Below are 18,953 nucleotides of genomic sequence, written 5' to 3' on the forward strand. Positions count from 1 at the left end.
GTTTTGGTTACTGCGCGATCTCGACCAGATCGACGTCTATTTCCCGACTCATCAGCCCCTTGTCAACTTCGCCGCTCAGCTTGACCTGGGTCTTGTCGTCGAAGGCCACTGGCGGCAGGTCTTCATCGTCGATTTCCACGGTGATGGTGCCAGTACTGTCCTTGAACTCGTACTTCTCGTCGCCGAGCTTGCGGGTGATGTGGCCCTGCAGCACCACATGCGCATCGTCACCAGCCTCCTGGGCCGCCGCGACGCTGTTGATGGCCTGGGCACCAGGGCCGGTGTAGCCGGCGGCCAGTACCGCGGTGCTGAACAGGGGAGCGACGAGCAGGGTGAGATAGCGAGCTTTCATGATTCCGATCCTTACCGGGTGGGTGTGGGATCAGACTATCCAGCCCAGCTGAAGCGAAGCTGAATCGGCGACAAAGCAAAACGCCCGGCACAGGCCGGGCGTTGCGGATACCGCGAGAGCGATCAGACGTGGTACTGCGCCGACAGCTCGTGCACTGCCTCGAAGAAGGCCTTGGCGTGCTCCGGCGGCACTTCCGGGGTAATGCCGTGGCCGAGGTTGAACACCTGGCCATTACCCTGGCCGTAAGCGGCGAGGATGCGCGCCACCTCGGCGCGGATGGCTTCCGGCTTGGCATGCAGCACGGCCGGGTCCATGTTGCCCTGCAGAGCCACCTTGCCGCCGACGCGAACACGCGCGCTGCCGATATCACAGGTCCAGTCCAGGCCCAGGGCCTCGGCGCCGGTGTCAGCCATCGACTCCAGCCACAGACCGCCACCCTTGGTGAACAGGATCACCGGGACGCGGCGACCGTCGTGCTCGCGGATCAGACCATCGATGATCTGCTTCATGTAGCGCAGGGAGAACTCCTGGTAGGCCGCCGAGGACAGCGCGCCGCCCCAGGAATCGAAGATCTGCACGGCCTGGGCACCGGCCTTGATCTGGCCGTTGAGGTAGGCGGTGATCGAGCGGGCCAGCTTGTCGAGCAGCGCGTGCATGGCCTGCGGGTTGTCGTAGAGCATCGCCTTGGACTTGCGGAAGTCGCGGCTGGAGCCGCCCTCGACCATGTAGGTGGCCAGGGTCCAGGGGCTGCCGGTGAAGCCGATCAGCGGCACGCGGCCGTTCAGCTCGCGGCGGATGGTGCGCACGGCGTCCATCACGTAGCCCAGGTCCTGCTCGGCATCGGGAATCGGCAGCGCCTCGATATCAGCCATCGAGCTGATGACCTTCTTGAAGCGCGGGCCTTCGCCGGTCTCGAAGTACAGGCCCTGGCCCATGGCGTCGGGGATGGTGAGGATGTCGGAGAAGAGAATCGCGGCGTCGATCTGCGGGTAACGGTCCAGCGGCTGGATGGTGACCTCGCAGGCCAGCTCGGGGTTCTTCATCAGACTGACGAAGTCACCGGCCTTGGCGCGGGTGGCGCGGTACTCCGGCAGGTAACGGCCGGCCTGGCGCATCATCCACACCGGGGTGACGTCGACGGGCTGCTTGAGCAGGGCGCGCAGGAAACGGTCGTTCTTCAGGGCGGACATCGGCAGGGTTCCTGGAAATCGGGGAGCGTTGCGGCGGGAGTATGCGGTGGCCGCTCGGCGGCGGCCCCCTTCCTCCGGGCGGGTTCCCGGATCGCAGGAGCCCGCGCGCCTTGGCGCAGAAAAAGTGCGGGCATTTTCGCAGACCCAAAAACAAAAGGCACGGCGAGTGCCGTGCCTTTTGTCTATCGCGACGATATGCCGCGTGGAGCGTCGACCACTAAGCGTCGCGAGCGATGGTCAAGCTAGGCGCTACGTTAGTAACAGCCTCCGGCTGGTCAAACAGGTGACGAAGCGCAGTTTACGAGTTGTAAATGAGCATTCCGAACCTGTTTTCAACAACGCCTGACCGAGCGCAGCAGCTTAGACCTGCAAGTAGTCGAGGATGCCTTCGGCGGCGTTACGACCTTCGAAGATCGCCGTCACCACCAGGTCGGAACCACGGACCATGTCGCCACCGGCGAAGATCTTCGGGTTGCTGGTCTGGTGCTTGAACTGGTTCTTCTCCGGCGCCACCACACGGCCCTGGCTGTCGGTGTCGATCTTGAAGTCGCTGAACCAGGCAGCCGGGCTCGGACGGAAACCGAAGGCGATCAGCACGGCTTCGGCCGGGATGATTTCCTCGGAGCCCGGGATCGGCTCGGGGCTGCGACGGCCACGGGCGTCCGGCTCGCCGAGACGGGTCTCGACCACCTTCACACCTTCCACCTTGTCCTCGCCGACGATGGCGATGGGCTGGCGGTTGAAGAGGAACTTCACGCCCTCTTCCTTGGCGTTCTTCACTTCCTTGCGCGAGCCCGGCATGTTCTCTTCGTCACGACGGTAGGCGCAGGTCACGGCCTTGGCGCCCTGGCGGATGGAGGTGCGGTTACAGTCCATCGCGGTGTCGCCACCGCCGAGCACGACCACGCGCTTGCCCTTCATGTCGATGAAGTCCTCGGGGGACTTCTCGAAGCCGAGGTTGCGGTTGACGTTGGCGATCAGGAAGTCCAGCGCGTCGGTCACGCCCGGCAGGTCTTCGCCCGGGAAACCGCCCTTCATGTAGGTGTAGGTACCCATGCCCATGAACACGGCGTCGTACTCATCCAGCAGTTGCTGCATGGTGATGTCGACACCGATCTCGGTGTTCAGACGGAACTCGATGCCCATGCCGGTGAAGACTTCGCGACGACGGCTGAGCACGCTCTTCTCGAGCTTGAACTCGGGGATACCGAAGGTCAGCAGGCCACCGATTTCCGGGTTCTTGTCGAACACCACCGGGGTCACGCCGTTGCGCACCAGCACGTCGGCGCAGCCCAGGCCAGCCGGGCCGGCACCGATCACGGCAACACGCTTGCCGGTCGGCTTGACCTTGGACATGTCCGGACGCCAGCCCATGGCGAAGGCGGTGTCGGTGATGTACTTCTCCACCGAACCGATGGTCACCGCGCCGAAACCGTCGTTGAGGGTGCAGGCACCCTCGCACAGACGGTCCTGCGGGCACACGCGGCCGCACACTTCCGGCAGGGTGTTGGTCTGGTGGCTCAGCTCGGCGGCGGCCAGGATGTTGCCTTCCGAGACCAGCTTGAGCCAGTTCGGAATGAAGTTGTGCACAGGGCACTTCCATTCGCAGTACGGGTTACCGCAACCCAGGCAACGGTGTGCCTGGTCGGCCGCCTGGGCCGGCTTGAACGGTTCGTAGATTTCCACGAACTCGCGCTTGCGTTGGCGCAGGAGCTTCTTCTTCGGATCCTTGCGCCCGACCTCGATGAACTGGAAGTCGTTGTTCAGACGTTCAGTCATTTCAAAACCTCATCAAACCACTTCAGGCGCTTGTTATTGCGGATTGGCACGGGTGCTGGAGAGCAGCGAACCGAGGCTTGCGGCCTTCGGTTTGACCAGCCAGAACTTGCGCAGGTAATCGTCCAGGTTCTCCAGCAGGTGAGCACCCCACGGGCTGGCGGTTTCCGCCACGTACTCGGCGAGCACGCCGTGCAGGTGGCTGCGGTACGCCTCCATGGACTCATTGCTGATGCGCTGGATTTCCACCAGCTCGTGGTTGACGCGGTCGACGAAGCCGTTGTCCAGGTCCAGCACGTAGGCGAAGCCGCCGGTCATGCCGGAACCGAAGTTGTAGCCGGTCTTGCCGAGCACGCAGACGAAGCCACCGGTCATGTATTCGCAGCAGTGGTCACCGGTACCTTCAACCACGGCATGCGAGCCGGAGTTACGTACGGCGAAACGCTCACCCGCGGTGCCAGCGGCGAACAGCTTGCCGCCAGTGGCGCCGTACAGGCAGGTGTTGCCGACGATGGCCGATTCCTGGGTCTTGAACGGGCTGCCGGCCGGCGGGGTGATCACCAGCTTGCCGCCGGTCATGCCCTTGCCGACGTAGTCGTTGGCATCGCCTTCCAGGCGCAGGTGCAGGCCGCCGGCGTTCCACACGCCGAAGCTCTGCCCGGCAGTGCCCTTGAAGCGGAAGGTGATCGGCGCGTCCTTCATGCCCTGGTTGCCGTGCTGCTTGGCGATTTCGCCGGAGACACGGGCACCGATGGAGCGGTCGCAGTTGCAGATATCCAGCTCGTACTCGCCACCGGTCTTGCCGGTGATGGCGGCCAGGGACAGCTCGACCATCTTCTCGGCCAGCAGGCCCTGGTCGAACGGCGGGTTCTTCTCGACTTCGCAGAACTGCGGCTTGTCGGCCGGGATATGGTCGCTGCCGAGTAGCGGGGTCAGATCCAGGTTGCCCTGCTTGTCGGTATCGCCCGGCAGCACGTTGAGCAGATCGGTACGACCGATCAGCTCGCCGAGGCTGCGCACGCCCAGCTTGGCCAGCCACTGGCGGGTGTCTTCGGCGACGTAGGTGAAGTAGTTCATCACCATTTCGACAGTGCCGATGAAGTGGTCCTTGCGCAGCTTGTCGTTCTGGGTGGCTACGCCGGTGGCACAGTTGTTCAGATGGCAGATGCGCAGGTATTTGCAGCCCAGGGCGACCATCGGGCCGGTGCCGAAGCCGAAGCTCTCGGCGCCGAGGATGGCGGCCTTGATCACGTCGAGGCCGGTCTTCAGACCACCATCGGTCTGCACACGGACCTTGCCGCGCAGGTCGTTACCGCGCAGGGTCTGGTGGGTTTCGGCCAGGCCGAGCTCCCACGGGCTGCCGGCGTACTTGATCGAGGTCAGCGGCGAGGCGCCGGTGCCACCGTCGTAGCCGGAGATGGTGATCAGGTCAGCGTAGGCCTTGGCCACACCGGCGGCGATGGTGCCGACACCGGCTTCCGCCACCAGCTTGACCGAGACCAGCGCGGCCGGGTTGACCTGCTTGAGGTCGAAGATCAGCTGCGACAGGTCCTCGATCGAGTAGATGTCGTGGTGCGGCGGCGGCGAGATCAGGGTCACGCCAGGCACGGCATAGCGCAGCTTGGCGATCAGGCCGTTGACCTTGCCGCCCGGCAGCTGGCCGCCCTCACCGGGCTTGGCGCCCTGGGCCACCTTGATCTGCAGCACTTCGGCGTTGACCAGGTACTCCGGAGTCACACCGAAGCGGCCGGTCGCAACCTGCTTGATCTTCGAGCTGCGCACGGTGCCGTAGCGGGACGGGTCTTCACCGCCCTCACCGGAGTTAGAGCGCGCGCCCAGGCGGTTCATCGCCTCGGCGATGGCCTCGTGGGCTTCCGGCGACAGGGCGCCGAGGGAGATGCCGGCGGAGTCGAAGCGCTTGAGCACGTCGTTCAGCGGCTCGACCTCGTCCAGGCTCAGCGGCTGCTCGGCCAGCTTGAGCTGGAACAGGTCGCGCAGCATGGACACCGGACGCTGGTCGACCAGCGCGGCGTACTCCTGGTACTTCTCGTAGCTGCCCTGCTGCACGGCGGCCTGCAGGGTGTTGACCACGTCCGGGTTGTAGGCGTGGTACTCGCCGCCGTAGACGAACTTGAGCAGACCGCCCTGCTGGATGGCCTTGCGGTTGTTCCAGGCCTCGAAGGCCAGCAGCTTCTGCTCGCCTTCGATATCGATGAAGCGCGCGCCCTGGATGCGGCTGGCAACGCCACGGAAGCACACCTCGGTGACTTCGTCGGCCAGGCCGACGGCCTCGAACAACTGGGCACCACGGTAGGAGGCGATAGTGGAGATGCCCATCTTCGACAGGATCTTCAGCAGACCCTTGGAGATGCCTTTACGGTAGTACTTGAACACCTCGTAGAGGTCGCCCAGCACTTCGCCAGTGCGGATCAGGTCGCCCAGCACCTCGTAGGCGAGGAACGGGTACACGGCGGAAGCACCGAAACCGAGCAGCACGGCGAAGTGGTGCGGGTCACGGGCAGTCGCGGTCTCGACCAGGATGTTGCAGTCGCAACGCAGGCCCTTCTCGGTCAGGCGGTGGTGCACGGCGCCGGTCACCAGCGCGGCATGCGCCGGCAGCTTGCCCGGAGCGATGTGACGGTCGGAGAGCACCAGCAGCACCTTGCCGGCGCGCACGGCTTCCTCGGCCTGATCGGCCATGTTGCGTACCGCAGCCTCGAGGCCAACGGACTCGTCGTAGTTCATGTCGATGACATGACGCTCGAAGCCCGGAGTGCTCAGGTTCAGCAGCGCGCGCCACTTGGCCGGGGAGATCACCGGACTGCTCAGCATGACGCGGCTGGCGTGGGCCGGGGATTCCTCGAAGATGTTGCGCTCGGCGCCCAGGCAGACTTCCAGGGACATCACGATCGACTCGCGCAGCGGGTCGATCGGCGGGTTGGTCACCTGGGCGAACTGCTGGCGGAAGTAGTCGAACGGCGAGCGGATGCGCTGGCTCAGCACCGCCATCGGCGTGTCGTCGCCCATCGAACCGACCGCTTCCTGGCCCTGCTCACCGAGCGGGCGCAGCACCTGGTCACGCTCCTCGAAGGTGACCTGGAACATCTTCATGTATTGCTTGAGACGGTCGCTGTCGTAGAACGGCGAGCCGTGGTCGCGGTCTTCCAGGCTAGCCTGGATGCGCACCGCGCCCTGACGCAGCCACTGCTTGTAGGGGTGGCGCGACTTCAGGCGGTTGTCGATGGCATCGGTGTCCAGCACCTGGCCGGTCTCGGTGTCCACCGCGAGGATCTGGCCCGGGCCGACACGGCCCTTGGCGATCACGTCTTCCGGCTTGTAGTCCCACACGCCGATTTCCGACGCCAGGGTGATGTAGCCGTTCTTGGTGGTGACCCAGCGCGCCGGGCGCAGGCCGTTACGGTCGAGCAGGCAGACGGCATGGCGACCGTCGGTCAGCACCACGCCGGCAGGGCCGTCCCACGGCTCCATGTGCATGGAGTTGTACTCGTAGAACGCGCGCAGGTCGGCGTCCATGGTCTCGACGTTCTGCCAGGCCGGCGGAATGATCATGCGCACGCCGCGGAACAGGTCGATGCCACCGGTGACCATCAGCTCGAGCATGTTGTCCATGCTCGAGGAGTCGGAGCCGACACGGTTGACCAGCGGGCCCAGCTCTTCCAGATCGGGGATCTGGTCATTGGCGAACTTCAAGCGACGGGCCAGGGCCCAGTTGCGGTTGCCGGTGATGGTGTTGATCTCGCCGTTGTGGGCGAGGAAGCGGAATGGCTGCGCCAGCGGCCACTTCGGCAGGGTGTTGGTCGAGAAGCGCTGGTGGAACACGCAGATCGCGGTCTGCAGGCGCTCGTCGCCGAGGTCCGGATAGAACTGCTGCAGGTCCGCCGGCATCATCAGGCCTTTATAGATGATGGTCTTCGGCGAGAAGCTGCAGATGTAGTGGTCGGTGTCGGCGGCATTGGCTACCGAGGAGCGACGACGGGCGCTGAACAGCTTGATGGCGAACTGCTGGTCATCCAGGCCTTCACCACCGATGAACACCTGCTCGATCTGCGGCAGGCGCTCCAGGGCCAGGCGGCCGAGCACGCTGGTGTCGATCGGCACCTTGCGCCAGCCGATCAGCTGCAGGCCGGCGGCCTCGATTTCGCGATTCATGTTGGCGCGGGCGGCCTCGGCCTTGGCCGAGTCCTGATTGAAGAAGACCATGCCCACCGCATATTGCTGCGGCAGGTCACTGCCGAACTGCTCCTTGGCGACTGCGCGCAGGAACAGATCGGGCTTCTGGATCAGCAGACCACAACCGTCACCGGTCTTACCGTCGGCGTTGATACCACCGCGGTGGGTCATACAGGTCAGGGCTTCAATCGCAGTATTCAGCAAATGATGGCTCGCCTCGCCCTGCATATGGGCGATCAAACCGAAGCCGCAGTTATCCTTGAACTGATCAGGATGGTATAGACCTGCTTTCATAGACACTCTCACCAGGCTGCCTCTAATGGGCAAATTGCTTTCTAATTCATCGACCTAGCTGCCGACCGCGCAGGGAAACACCCCAGCTTGGCGCAGGCAAAGGGGGGTCATTGTACATAGCCACCTAGGTCGTCACAAATCTTCGATGACGACCTGATGAAACCTTCTGTCGCTTGCGCGAAAGGCGATGACCGAAAGGCCGTGCTAGCACCAATCGGTCATCAAATGAAAGGCAATTCACGGGCCATCAGCGAGCCCGCACTGCCTCCTGCTGGATGCTGGCGAAGCTGCGCGGCCAGGGCTTGCCGGCCTGCACGCTGGCCGGCAGCGATTTGATCGCGGCCTGCGCCGCCGCACGACTGGAGAACTGCCCGTAGGTCACCACGTAGAGTGCCTGCCCTTGGTGCAGTTTCTTGAAATAGCGGTACTCGCCGCCATTCTTGCCGACGAACGCCTTGGCACTGCTCTCCGAGCGGGTGCCCAGGATTTGCAGGGCATAGTTGCCGGCCGGACGGCTGGCATACCACTCCGCACCCGGCACAGGCGCGGCACTAGCAACGGTCGGCGCCGCACTAGCCGTCGGCGCAGCTGGCTTGGCAGGAGCCGGCTTCGGCGCCTGAGCAACAGGTGCCTGGACCGGCTTGGCGCTAGCGACAGGTGCAGGCTTCGCCGGAGTCGGAGTCGGAGTCGGAGTCGGAGTCGGCACGATTGGCTGGGCGACCGGACCGCTGGCAACGGTCGGCACCACCGGCACCGCGACAGGTACCGGAGTAACCACCGGCGCTGGCGGCGTGGCAGCCGATGCCGGCGCTTGCGCGCCAGCGGAACCAGCCTCGTCACCCTCATCCATGCCAGAGGCCTGGGCCAGCGGCTCACGAATCACCGGCTGAGCCTCGCCCACCAGCGGCAACGGCAACGGCTGGCTGGCACCATTGAACTCGACAGAGGCCCCCGGGGACGGCGCAGGAGCGGCCGGATTATCCGCAACCGGAGGCGCTGTTTGTGGCACCAACTCGACAGGAGATTCAGTCACCATTGGCGGGGTACTCTCCGTACGCCCCTGCATCAGCCAGGCCGCACCCAGCGCGACAGCCACCACAGCCGCTGCCAGAACGTGCTTTTTGGGCAGGCCCACACCAGACGTCCTTCCACCCGAAGCACGACTCGCCAACATCGCCTCGACCAACACCTCACGTGCCGCCAAATTGATCGTCCCCGGCCAGCCGCCAGAGCTCAGATGAATGTCGGTGATCTGGTCGTCGCTCAACAGATCTATACCCTGTCCTGCACCATCGAGGCGCTGGGCCAGGTATTCGCGAGTCTCATCTTCGCTGTAGGGCAGCAGCTCGACGGCGTGGAAGCGCTCCTCGCCATCAGCCATCAATTCGAGCCGAGACAAAATATCGTTCTCGGCGAACAGGAAGACATGAGGGCGACCATCGGCATTGCCGGCCGCTAACGTGAACAACGCCTCCAATGCTGCATCAGCCAACTGTTCAGCATCATCGATCAGCAGGTAGACCTCTTGCCCGGTCAAGGCCAGCTGCGCAACCTGAGCCAGGATGCTGCGCACATCCATCTGCTGCATACCCAAGCCCTGAGCAACCTGGCGCAGCACACCAGCAACATCTCCCGCGCCGCGGGCGGAGACCACCACGGATTGCACAGCCTGCTTGTTGGTACTGGCCACCAGCGCCTGACGCAACAGCGTCTTGCCACTACCTTGCGGCCCGGTCACGACCAGAAGCAGCTGGCTGTATCGAGCCAGATGGTGAAGCTGCCCCAGCACAGGCTTACGCTGCGCCGGAAAGAAACGGAATCCCGGAACCCGCGCAGCAAAGGGGTCATGACTGAACTGGTAGTGCGCGAGGAAGGCCTCGTCGGCATGCAAACTGGTCATGTAACTCTCTTAATCTCCAAGCTGAGCCAGCAGCACGCGATAATCGGCGCGCAGGGTGGCATCAAGAACTTCCCGCGGGAAGTCGTCGGTAATAACTGCCTCGCCGAGCTGGCGCAGCAACACCAGGCGCAGGCGGCCATCCAGGACCTTCTTGTCAACAGCCATGTGCTCGAGAAAATCCTCAGGCGTCATCTCGTCCGGCGGCATTACAGGCAAGCCGGCTCGCAGGAGCAGACGAATGCCCCGATCGCGATCCGCCCCCGAAATCCAGCCCAGCCGCGAAGACATCTCCAGCGCCATGACGGTACCGGCGGATACCGCCTCACCGTGCAGCCATTCGCCATATCCCATATGGGTCTCGACTGCATGGCCGAAGGTATGACCGAGGTTGAGGATCGCACGCAATCCGGACTCGCGCTCGTCTGCGCCGACCACGCGAGCCTTTGCAGCACAGGAGCGCTCGATAGCCTGAATCAAGACATCCGGCTTCAAATCGCGCAGCTCGTCGATATGCTCCTCCAGCCAACCTAGAAACTCGAGATCACAGATAAGTCCGTACTTGATCACCTCGGCTAACCCAGCCGACAGCTCTCGCGGCGGCAGGGTATTGAGCACCGACGTATCAATGACAACCGCATTGGGCTGGTAGAAAGCTCCTACCATGTTCTTCCCAAGCGGATGGTTGATGCCTGTCTTGCCGCCCACGGACGAGTCCACCTGAGACAACAGAGTGGTCGGCACCTGAATGAAATCGACACCACGCTGGTAACAGGCTGCCGCGAAGCCGGCCATATCTCCAACTACACCACCGCCCAAGGCGATGACCGTAGTCTTGCGATCATGGCGAGCACGCAGCAATCCATCAAAGATCAGTTGCAGGGTTTCCCAGTTCTTGAAGCTCTCGCCATCTGGCAACACCACAATTGCAATATCCTGCCCTGCAAGGCTCTCTCGCAGCGCATCGAGATACAGGGGAGCGACCGTCTCATTGGTGACGATAGCCACCTGGCGCCCGGCAAGATGGGGCTTGAATAGATCCGCGCGAGAAAGTAGCCCACCACCGATATAGATGGGATAGCTGCGGTCACCGAGATCGACAGTAAGAGTCTGCATGAAGCCCCCGAACGGAAAGGGCACTAGGATAACGCAGATGAGTGCGCTCTTTAACGGGGAGGTAAAACACTGAGGTGATCGATGATCTCCTGCACCACCAGGCGCGGAGGGCGCTCATCCGTCTCGATGATCACATCAGCAATTTCCCGATAGAGCGGGTCGCGAATCTCCATCAGATTGCGCAAGACCTTGCCCGGCTCAGCATTGCGCAAGAGAGGCCGGTTTCTGTCGCGAGAGGTGCGCTCCAGCTGCTGCTCCACCGAGGCATGCAGGTAGACAACTCGCCCACCTGCTCGCAGCGCCTGCCGGTTTTCAGGCTTAAGAACAACACCCCCACCGGTGGCGATCACCACTCCACCAAGCTCACAGAGCTCCGCAATCATCGACTGTTCGCGCTCGCGAAAGCCCTGCTCACCCTCCACATCAAAGATCCATGGGATATCGGCACCTGTACGCTGCTCGATTTCCTTGTCCGAATCCTTGAAGTGCAACTTCAGCTCTTTCGCTAACAGACGCCCGATGGTGCTCTTACCAGCGCCCATCGGGCCTACCAGAATTACGCTCTGCACTATTAGTTGCTTACCGCAATGGCCTGGTTGTTCATGATACGCGGAGTGATGAACACCAGTAGCTCATTTTTGGTGTCGGTCACAATATCTCGACGGAAGAGGCGCCCCAGATACGGAACGTCACCCAAGAAAGGCACTTTTTCCACCGATTTATTCTGAGTATTCGAGAACACACCACCAATAACAATCGTCTCTCCATCATTAACCAGAACCTTAGCATTCACCTCATTCTTGTTAATAGGCGGAACACCTCCTACTTGCCGACCAAAGTCAGCCTCATCCTTATTAACCTTTACCTCCATGATAATCCTGTTATCAGGCGTTATCTGAGGGGTCACCTCAAGAGACAAGGCAGCCTCTTTGAATGAAACCGTAGTGGCACCACTGGAACTGGCTTCCTGATAGGGAACTTCTGTGCCCTTCAGAATCTTTGCAGTCTCTTTGTCTGCGGTGACAACCTTGGGCTGGGAGATAACCTCGCCATTCCCGGTACGCTCCATTGCCGAGAGCTGCAAGTCCAATATCGCGTTATTTGTGACGAGGCCGATACCTATACCCGATGTCGCATCGGGAACGCCCATATCTACAAATGGCACAGGGTAGTTATCCCTAGTAGGCAGGGTACATTTCGCCGCGAATGGACCGCAGCTGGAGCCCTCCTCATCCTCCACACCGGTAGCACCATCTTTACCATACGCATGCCATTTGCCGCCGATAGCCCCCCCCCAACGAACACCAAGCTTCTTGTCGTAATTTACGCCAGCCTCGACAATTCTCGCCTCAATCATGACCTGACGAACGGGAATATCCAGCTGAGCAACTATGCGACGGAGCTCATCCAACTTGTCCTGAGTCTGATAAGCAATGATGCTGTTAGTACGATCATCTACCGTAACGGTACCACGATCACTGCTACCCCCCTCGGTTGCAGCTACAGATTGAAACAGCTTCGCAATATCGGATGCCTTTGCATAATTGACCTGAATCAACTCTCGCCGCAACGGGGCTAGCTCAGCAATTTGCTTGCTCGCCTCGAGCTCCTGCCGCTCACGAGCTGCAATCTCATCTGCCGGAGCAATCAATAGAACGTTACCTACTTTTCGCTTATCAAGGCCTCGAGTTTTCAAAACAAGATCTAACGCTTGATCCCAAGGCACATTCTGAAGTCGAAGGGTGATATTACCCTCGACTGTATCGCTAGCCACCAAATTCAAATCAGTAAAGTCTGCAATCAACTGCAGGACAGACCTAACGTCAATATCTTGGAAATTTAGAGACAACTTCTCGCCAGTGTAAGCAAAACGCTCAGCCTTTCGCTTCTCCAAGTCATCCTGGGTTAGCGGTTTAACGCTAACAGTTAGCTTTCCATCAGCCTGGAAAGCCAAATAATCATAAAAACCAGTAGGCTCAATCGAAATATTAACAACACCACTGGATTCGGATGCACTGACAAACTGAACCGGCGTGGCGAAATCCTTAACATCTAGTTTGACGCGTAGATTTTCCGGCAGTTGAGCCTTGGCAAACTTAAGATTAATCTTGCCGCCCTGCTCCTGGATATCCGCATTAAGCGACGGATCGGACAGGTCGATAACGATATTACCCTCCCCTTGCTCCCCGCGCTGGAAATCCAAACCTGTAATAGCCCGCCCCGCAGCAGCAACGCTCTTCACAGGAGCACCAGTAGCAACGGGCACTGCCGAAGCAGAGCGAAGCGCCGAATCACCAACAACCAGATACAGATTATTCCCTTCAGCACGAGTGCTATAGGGCACAAGCGTCGTGAGATTGACAATAAGTCGAGTACGATCTTTCGCCTCAACAACAGTGACACTGCGAGCATTGCCAACACCCAGCTCACGACTCTTCTGCCCGAGCTTGCTGGAAACACCAGGCAAATCCAGCGCTATACGCGCAGGCTGTTCTATTGTATATCCTCGAGGATTAGATACAGGCTGATCGAAGGACAACTTCAGTTCAACCTTGTCTCCCGGCAGAGCTGCGACGTCGATCTTCTGAAGATCCGCAGCCATAAGCACAGGCGCAAAAGTTGCAAGAATAAGCGCCCCGGCAAGGCGAGATAGATAGCTGGTCATTGGCATGTTCCGTTCGACAGATCCAATATTATTCTTCATACAAACCCCGCGACTAAGTGCGCTCTTTAAGAGTTATACTTCGAGGACGCTCTAACCAGCCACCTTCGCCATCGGGGACAATCTCCAAAACGCTGATCACAGCTTCGTCAATCGCAGTCACTCGCCCGTGATTACGCCCGAGGTAATCTCCAACCTTTACTCGATGCACCCCACCAGCTCCACGAACCAAAGCATAAACCCCCCCATCTTTGGCAAGCGTTCCGACCATCTCAAAGACTTCAATATTGAAGCCTTCCAAGAACTGCCGAACTCGAGTCTCATCCGGCTTTACATCTCGAGAACCTTTAGAGGATGCAGTGACGTCAACTTTAATCGGCGGTTGAAACGGGCTACGAAGCCCAGCTGCCGAATATGTAAACGCCTCGTACGGAACGAACTTTGGCAAAGGCTCAATCGCCCCCTTAGGGCGCGCCCTAACCTCATCCATAAAGGCTTGCAGATCCGAAAAATCCCCACCACCACAACCACCAAGCACAAAAGCCACAAAAACCACATATGAAAAGCGGGAAGCTTTCATTTACCGACCCCCTCTTCATTATAACGATACGTTTTTGCCAACACGCTCATTCGCAACTTGCTGCTGCCACCAGCATCTTCTTTCTTAGGTAACTCAACATGGAAATCATGCAGAGTCACAATCCTCGGCAAGCTAGCAACACCGCTGACAAAGGTGGCTAGATCATGGTAGCCACCAACAACAACTATCTGGATCGGCAGCTCTATATAAAACTGCTGAGCAACCTCAGGCTGCAGTTTTATTTCTTCGAACTCCAAGCCACTACCCAAGCCGGTCCTGGTAATATCTTCCAACAACCCCGGGACCTCAGTATCACCTGGCAACTGACGCAACAAAGCCCCGAACGACTCTTCCATCTCCTTCATTTGAGATTTATAAACGTCCAGATTGGCAGCTTGAAATGCTTTTGCAGAAAACTGCTCTTTCAGCGTCTGCTCAGTTGCCCGATTTTGGTCAAGAGTTGACTGGAGGTCTTTAAGATAGAAATTGTACCCCAGCGCTAGCGCTGCAATCAGAGCAAGCACACAAGCTATGACTTTTACAACAGGAGGCCACGAACCAAGGTTATTAAGGTCTAGCTCGGATATATCTACCCGCTTAAGGGAATTCAGAGATTCTGCAACACTCATGGCTTCTGACCACCGTTAATAGATGCTACAGGGCTTCCAGGCTCCCCAGCTGCGACTCCCGGCTGAGTTTGTTGCACCGTCAACTGGAAGGTGTTCGCCTGATCAACTGCACCGGCAGTTGTTGCCTTGACCTCGGTAAGATTGGGAGCCGTAAACCAATCAGAAGCATCCAGATTTCGCATAAGACTCGAAACCCTGTTATTGGACTCCGCAGCCCCGACAATCAAAATACTACTTCCAGTTCTTTTCAGATCTGTAAAATAAACACCATCCGGCAAGGTACGAACCAACTGATCGAAAATCCGACCTATAATTGGACGATTGCCTTGAAGATCCTGGATAATTTTCATTCGTTCAAGAAGCAATTGGCGACGCTGCTTGAGCTCACTAATTTCCTGAATACGCGCATCCAGAACTGCAATCTCTTTTTTAATGAACTCATTGCGGGCGTTTTGCTGATCAATCGCCTGGTGAAGATATTGCCCCCCCAGAAACACCAAACCGCCAGCAACAATTAATGTCCCAAGGATTGTGGCAACGAACCGCTGCTTGCGCTCCTCTCGCAGCTGCTCACGCCATGGGAGTAGGTTAATTTGCGCCATCAGTCAAAACTCCTCATCGCCAGACCACAGGCAATCATCAGGGACGGCGCATCGCTAGCCAGAGCACCAGCGTTGACCTTGCCACCCAGTGCCATATCGGCAAACGGATTGGCTACCAAGGTAGGAGTTCCGATCTTCTGCTGAATCAGCCGATCGAGATCGGGAATCGACGCAGTGCCACCAGCAAGGAGGATGTAATCGACATCATTGAACTGGCCCGCAGCGAAGAAGAACTGAAGCGAACGAGAGACCTGCTGCACAACAGCCTCTTTGAAAGGTTGCAGCACCTCGCTTTCGTAATCATCAGGGAGACCTCCCTGCTTCTTCGCCAGCCCTGCCTCTTCTACGGACAAGCCGTAACGTCGCTGAATTTCCTCAGTCAGCTGGCGACCACCAAAGAGCTGTTCGCGCGTGTAGATTGTGCGCCGATCATGCAAAACGCTCAGCGTCGTCATGGTCGCACCGATATCGACGACCGCAACCGTCAGCTCGTCGGCGTTACCACCCAGCTGCGACTCGAGCAATCCGAAGGCGCGCTCCAGCGCGTACGCCTCGACGTCAACTACCTTGGCGGTCAAACCCGCAAGCCCGAGAGCCGCCTCGCGAACCTCGACATTCTCCTTCCGACAAGCTGCCAGCAGAACCTCAACACGCTCGGAGTTGCGCGCAGAACCCCCCTGTACCTCGAAGTCGATGGCGACCTCTTCGAGCGGATAGGGAATGTATTGATCGGCCTCGATCTTCAGCTGATTTTCCAGCTCGTCGTCATTGAGGCCGGCTTCCATTTCGATGGTCTTGGTGATCACCGCGGAACCGGCCACAGCAACGGCAGCGGTCCGTACACCGGTCTTAGACTTGCTGAGAACGCGCGAGAGGGCCTGACCGACCCCCTCGAGCTCAGCGATGTTTTTCTCGACCACAGCATTTGGGGGGAGCGGCTCGACGGCGTAGGCCTCTACCTTGTAGCGGCTTCCGGAGCGACTCAATTCAAGGAGCTTGACTGAGGTCGAACTGATGTCGATCCCCAGAAGCGTATTCGCTTTCTTATTGAAGAGCCCTAGCACGACCGATTTCCTATCTGCATCCGAGACTTACGGACTATTTATGTTTTTCCACATTAAATAACAGTCTTGACAGAAGCGCAAATGGCTCCCCCGCAAAAAAACCGCTTATAATGTGAACAGTTTTCCCCTTTTCGCACCGCACAACACTTAACCCTTTCTTTTATCTGGAATTCCAAGAACCTTGATGCGTTTGCTGAAGTTTTTCTGGTGGTCCTGCGTCGCCGCTTTTTGCGGGTTAGTGCTCAGTTTCAGCGGAGCCTTTCTCTATCTTAGTCCCGGCTTACCTTCCGTCGAATCGCTGCGCAGCATCCAGCTGCAGATCCCTCTGCGGGTCTATAGCACAGACGGCAAGCTGATCGCTGAATTCGGCGAGATGCGTCGCTCGCCGATCCGCTTCGAGGACATCCCTCCCGACTTCATCCGCGCCCTGCTGGCGGCCGAGGATGACAATTTTGCGAACCATTATGGCGTCGACTTCACCAGCCTGATGCGCGCTGCTACGCAGTTATTGGCAAGCGGCCACATCCAGTCGGGCGGAAGCACGATTACCATGCAGGTCGCGAAGAATTTCTTCCTCACTAGCGAACGCAGCTTCTCACGCAAGATCAATGAAATCCTGCTCGCGTTACAGATAGAGCGTGAGCTCAGCAAGAACGAGATCCTTGAGCTCTACGTCAACAAGATCTATCTAGGCAATCGCGCCTACGGCATCGAAGCCGCCGCACAGGTGTACTACGGCAAGTCCATTCGCGATCTGAGTCTCGGCCAGCTCGCAATGATCGCCGGCCTCCCCAAGGCTCCGTCACGCTACAACCCCCTGGTCAACCCCCAGCGCAGCATGGAACGTCGAGACTGGATTCTCGGGCGCATGCACAAGCTGGGCGCCATCGATCAAGCCAGGTACGAAGCTGCACTGGCGGAGCCGGTTGGGGCTCGTCATCACGTTCAACCAGTAGAGCTCCACGCTCCCTATATTGCCGAGATGGCTCGCGCCGAGATGGTTGGCCGCTACGGCAGCGACGCCTACACCGAAGGTTTTCGTGTCACTACCACGGTACCGTCGACATTGCAGGAGTCTGCCAACGCCGCCCTTCACGATGGCCTCATCGCTTATGATCAGCGCCACGGTTTCCGCGGCCCCGAAACACGCCTGCCGGGCCTGACCCGCGAGGCCTGGCTGCAGGAGCTGGCCAAGTACAAGAGTATCGGGGGCCTGCAGCCTGCCATCGTCACACAAGTGGAGAAGAGCGGCGTCATGGTCCTTCTGCGCAGCGGCGAAGAGCAGCCAGTGGCCTGGGGCAGCATGAAATGGGCTCGCCCCTTCCTCAACACCAACAGCCTGGGGCCGCGCCCTCAGAAGCCGGCTGATGTAGCTCAGATCGGTGACCTCGTCCGTGTTGAGCACGATGCGAAGAATGATTCACTGCTGTTCCGCCAGATACCCTTAGCCCAGAGCGCGCTGGTCTCGCTGGACCCACAGAACGGCGCGATACGCGCCCTGGTCGGGGGCTTCTCCTTCGAGCAGAGCAATTACAACCGTGCTGCCCAGGCCAAGCGCCAACCCGGCTCCAGCTTCAAGCCATTCATTTACAGTGCTGCCCTGGATGCTGGCTTCACAGCCTCCAGCCTGGTCAACGACTCGCCCATCGTCTTCCAGGAAGCCGGCATGGAAGAGGCCTGGCGACCGAAGAATGACAACAATACCTTCCTCGGCCCCATTCGCCTGCGCGAAGCCCTGTACAAGTCACGCAACCTGGTGTCGATTCGCCTATTGCAGACCATCGGCATCGACTACACCCTCGACTACATCAGCACCTTCGGCTTCAACCGCCAGGAGCTGCCGCGCAACCTGTCTCTCGCGCTCGGCACGGCCGGGCTGACCCCCCTGGAAATCGCCAGCGGCTGGAGCGCCTTCGCAAACGGGGGGCGCAAGATCCAGCCCTACCTCATTGAGCGCATCGATAGCCGCGACGGCAAGCCGTTGTTCACCGCCAACCCACCCCGCACACCGGAGAGCGCTCAGTTGGTCGAGGAACAGAATGCTGCCCTGCTGATCGAGGAGCCGAATGCTGAGCTGCAGGAACCGGTACTCGCCGAGCAGATCATTGACGAACGCACCGCCTACATCATGACCAGCATGCTGCAGGACGTGATCAAGCGCGGCACCGGCCGTCGCGCGCTAGCTCTGGGCCGTGGCGACCTGGCAGGCAAGACCGGCACCACCAACGAGTCCAAGGACAGCTGGTTTTCTGGCTACAACGCCGACTACATGACGACAGTCTGGGTCGGTTTCGATCAACCGGAAAGTCTTGGTCGCAATGAATACGGCGGCACCGTGGCCCTGCCGATCTGGATGAGCTACATGGGAGCCGCGCTCAAGGATAAACCCGACCACCTGCCACCCGAGCCAGCCGGCCTGCTCAGCCTGCGAGTCGACCCGGTTAGCGGCCGCGCCGCCTCACCGGGCGCTCCGGACGCTTACTTTGAGCTGTTCAAGAGTGAAGATTCGCCACCGCCAATGAGCGAGCTAGATCCCGGCATGGGCATCCCAGGCAGCCCATTGCCAGCCGACGAATCTGCACCGCTCGATCTGTTCTGAC

13 protein-coding genes are annotated in these 18,953 nt (G+C 59.7%); 1 reads left to right on the forward strand and 12 read right to left on the reverse strand.

Features of this window, described 5'->3' with window-relative positions:
* Positions 1-7: 7 nt before the first annotated feature.
* From IB234_RS00455 to IB234_RS00510, 12 genes are all read right to left on the reverse strand, one after another.
* A complete protein-coding gene (locus tag IB234_RS00455; RefSeq protein ID WP_192312304.1) occupies positions 8-352 on the reverse strand; it encodes a YgiW/YdeI family stress tolerance OB fold protein in 345 nt (114 codons plus the stop codon).
* Positions 353-474: 122 nt separating this feature from the next.
* Positions 475-1,542, reverse strand: coding sequence for a uroporphyrinogen decarboxylase (gene hemE / locus IB234_RS00460; RefSeq protein WP_192312306.1), 1,068 nt, complete (start codon positions 1,540-1,542; stop codon positions 475-477).
* 360 nt (positions 1,543-1,902) lie between these two features.
* Positions 1,903-3,321, reverse strand: coding sequence for an FAD-dependent oxidoreductase (locus IB234_RS00465; RefSeq protein WP_192312308.1), 1,419 nt, complete (start codon positions 3,319-3,321; stop codon positions 1,903-1,905).
* Between the two features lie 33 nt (positions 3,322-3,354).
* Complete coding sequence (gltB, locus tag IB234_RS00470) at positions 3,355-7,803, reverse strand: glutamate synthase large subunit (RefSeq protein WP_192312310.1); 4,449 nt, start codon at positions 7,801-7,803, stop codon at positions 3,355-3,357.
* Between the two features lie 247 nt (positions 7,804-8,050).
* Positions 8,051-9,703 (reverse strand): AAA family ATPase, encoded by a 1,653-nt coding sequence (locus IB234_RS00475; RefSeq protein ID WP_192312312.1) that lies wholly within the window; start codon positions 9,701-9,703, stop codon positions 8,051-8,053.
* Between the two features lie 9 nt (positions 9,704-9,712).
* Positions 9,713-10,816 carry a 3-dehydroquinate synthase gene (gene aroB / locus IB234_RS00480; protein ID WP_192312314.1) on the reverse strand — a complete coding sequence of 368 codons (1,104 nt, stop codon included), beginning with the start codon at positions 10,814-10,816 and terminating at the stop codon, positions 9,713-9,715.
* 50 nt (positions 10,817-10,866) lie between these two features.
* Positions 10,867-11,385 carry a shikimate kinase AroK gene (gene aroK, locus IB234_RS00485; RefSeq protein ID WP_192312316.1) on the reverse strand — a complete coding sequence of 173 codons (519 nt, stop codon included), beginning with the start codon at positions 11,383-11,385 and terminating at the stop codon, positions 10,867-10,869.
* A 2-nt stretch (positions 11,386-11,387) separates the two neighbouring features.
* Entirely contained in the window at positions 11,388-13,481 is a 2,094-nt protein-coding gene (pilQ, locus tag IB234_RS00490; RefSeq protein ID WP_192312318.1) for a type IV pilus secretin PilQ, read from the reverse strand.
* A 52-nt stretch (positions 13,482-13,533) separates the two neighbouring features.
* Positions 13,534-14,058: a type 4a pilus biogenesis lipoprotein PilP gene (gene pilP, locus IB234_RS00495; protein ID WP_192312320.1), complete on the reverse strand. Its 525-nt coding sequence runs from the start codon at positions 14,056-14,058 to the stop codon at positions 13,534-13,536.
* Positions 14,055-14,687, reverse strand: a complete 633-nt coding sequence (pilO, locus tag IB234_RS00500; RefSeq protein ID WP_192312322.1) for a type 4a pilus biogenesis protein PilO — start codon at positions 14,685-14,687, stop codon at positions 14,055-14,057. Before pilO ends, pilP begins: the two co-directional genes overlap by 4 nt.
* Positions 14,684-15,289, reverse strand: coding sequence for a PilN domain-containing protein (locus IB234_RS00505; protein ID WP_192312324.1), 606 nt, complete (start codon positions 15,287-15,289; stop codon positions 14,684-14,686). The genes pilO and IB234_RS00505 overlap by 4 nt, the downstream gene beginning before the upstream one ends.
* Positions 15,289-16,353, reverse strand: coding sequence for a pilus assembly protein PilM (locus tag IB234_RS00510; protein ID WP_192312326.1), 1,065 nt, complete (start codon positions 16,351-16,353; stop codon positions 15,289-15,291). The genes IB234_RS00505 and IB234_RS00510 overlap by 1 nt, the downstream gene beginning before the upstream one ends.
* A 181-nt stretch (positions 16,354-16,534) precedes the next feature.
* On the opposite strand from IB234_RS00510, the gene IB234_RS00515 reads away from it, so the two are divergent.
* Entirely contained in the window at positions 16,535-18,952 is a 2,418-nt protein-coding gene (locus tag IB234_RS00515; RefSeq protein ID WP_192312328.1) for a penicillin-binding protein 1A, read from the forward strand.
* The last annotated feature ends 1 nt before the right edge of the window (position 18,953 follow it).

The organism is Pseudomonas sp. PDM16 (assembly GCF_014851865.1).
In the GTDB taxonomy this organism is placed as follows: domain Bacteria; phylum Pseudomonadota; class Gammaproteobacteria; order Pseudomonadales; family Pseudomonadaceae; genus Aquipseudomonas.